This is a genomic window from Plantactinospora sp. B5E13 (assembly GCF_039871775.1).
Lineage (GTDB): Bacteria > Actinomycetota > Actinomycetes > Mycobacteriales > Micromonosporaceae > Plantactinospora.
On the sequence record NZ_JBDPLT010000101.1, the window covers coordinates 1 to 2,013 of the forward strand.

The following is a 2,013-nucleotide window of genomic DNA, read 5'->3' on the forward strand; positions in this document are numbered from 1 at the left end:
CCCGCACAACCCTGCCCCGAGCAAGCCGACCACGTAATCGGCGAATCCACCCTGCCCCGAAACCACATCGGATCAAATCTATTCAACTGCGATCAACACGAACCGCATCGGTGGATCGAGGCTGAGCTGCCGGGAGCAGGTCGACGACTTCGTCGAGCGTGCCAGTCGGCATTTCACAGCACTCGCGCAGGACGAGACGGTCCAGACTGTCAGCGCCGCAGTCAGTCTCCCGCTCGGTCAGCGATCAATGGCTACCCGAGCGGTTCTCCTGCCTTCGTGGCGCAGACTCACGGCTGATCGCAAGAAACCCGTACAGGATCGCCCCGCCGCCAGAAAAAGCCCAACGCCGCACGTGTCAACGCCGGCTCAACCTTGGCTCTGGCACACATTTTGTGAGTCGCGCTCGTCGGTAGTTCGGGTTGGGTGCCGGGATGGAGATCATTTCGGCGTTGCTGCCTCACCTGACGGGCCTGCGGTTGGAGGCGGTGGTGGTCCGGGGCGTCGGGGTCAGGATCGATGCGGCGACACAGACTGTGCGGGCCCGGTGTGGCACCTGCAGCACCTGGTCGACCACAAGGCATGGTCGCTATGTGCGGCGGCTTGCTGATGTCAGGTTAGGTGGTCACGAGGTGCTGGTCGCGTTGACGGTCCGCCGATTCACCTGCGTGAACACCGAATGCGGGCGGCGGACCTTCGTTGAGCAGGTCCCCGGTCTGACTCGTCGGCATGCCCGTCACACCGTCGTGGCGGCCGGTGACCTGGAGGCCGTCGCGGTGGCGTTGGGCGGTCGACCGGGCAGCAGATTGGCGCGGCGGTTGGCGGTGTCGGTCTCCCGCTCGACGTTGATCCGGATGATCCGCCGTATGCCCGACCCGCCGCCGGTGACACCGACGGTGCTGGGCGTGGACGACTTTGCCCGACGCCGTGGGCACCGCTACGCGACCGTGCTGCTCGACATGCATACCCGCCGGCCGATCGACGTTCTGCCCGACCGCACCGCCGACACCCTCGCCGCCTGGCTGCACGACCATCCCGGTGTTCAGATCATCTGCCGCGACCGAGGCGGCGGCTATGCCGACGGCGCCCGCAAGGGAGCACCTGACGCGATCCAGGTCGCCGACCGGTGGCACCTGCTGAAGAACCTCAGCGACACCGTCGAGAGAATCATCCGCGGGCACCGCCGCTGCCTACGCACCCACATCGAACCAACATCTGCCCTGGTCACGCCGGCGCACGAGTCGGGCGAGGCGGGGCGTCGGGCGGCGAACACCCGCCAACGCCACGCGGCCGTGCACGCCCTACGAGCCGAAGGACTGTCGATCAGCGCGACCGCCCGCCGCCTCGACATGAACGTCAGAACCGCCCGCAAGTACGCCCATGCCGCCACCGCCGAGGCGTTGATCGGCCCGAATGCCAGCAGCAGACCCAGCGTCCTCGCCCCGTTTCACTCCTACCTGCGGCAACGCCTTACCGACGGCATCCACCAGACCGCTAACCTGCACGTCGAGATCCTGGCCCGCGGCTACCAAGGCAGCTTGCGGGTGCTGCGGGACTGGCTCACCATCAACCGCGCCCGGCCTGCCCCTGCGATCGCAGTCCGGGTGCCGTCGGCCCGGCGGATCGCCGCCTGGATCATGCGACCCGGCCACAAACTCACCGACGACGAACACGTCGATCTCGCCGACGCCCGCCGCCGCTGCCCGGACCTCGACACCGTCGCCGGCCTCGCCCGCGGGTTTGCTGCGCTGGTCCGTCACCAGGGCACCGGGCAGCACCTCGACGCCTGGATCGACCGAGCCCGCCACGCCGGATACCCCGAAATCCGTGGCTTCGCCGCCGGTCTTGTCGGCGACCGCGACGCCGTCGTCGCCGGCCTCGCCCAACCTTGAGTCTTTTCCAAGCTGATCTTGCAGCTCAGGGTGGGTGCGGCGGGCCCGGAGATCGATGAGGGCGAGGCTCCAGGTAAGACAGCAGTCGACCAAGATCCGATGCCCCGACCGGGAGCCTCGCCTG

The 2,013-nt window shown here is 68.1% G+C and carries 1 protein-coding gene; it reads left to right on the plus strand.

What is annotated here, in order from left to right:
- Positions 1-431 precede the first annotated feature (431 nt).
- Entirely contained in the window at positions 432-1,889 is a 1,458-nt protein-coding gene (locus tag ABGB05_RS36825; protein ID WP_347658660.1) for an ISL3 family transposase, read from the plus strand.
- The last annotated feature ends 124 nt before the right edge of the window (positions 1,890-2,013 follow it).

Coding starts and splice junctions, on each gene's coding strand:
- ABGB05_RS36825 (WP_347658660.1), top strand. CDS start 432: ATGGAGATCATTTCGGCGTTGCTGCCTCACCTGACGGGCCTGCGGTTG.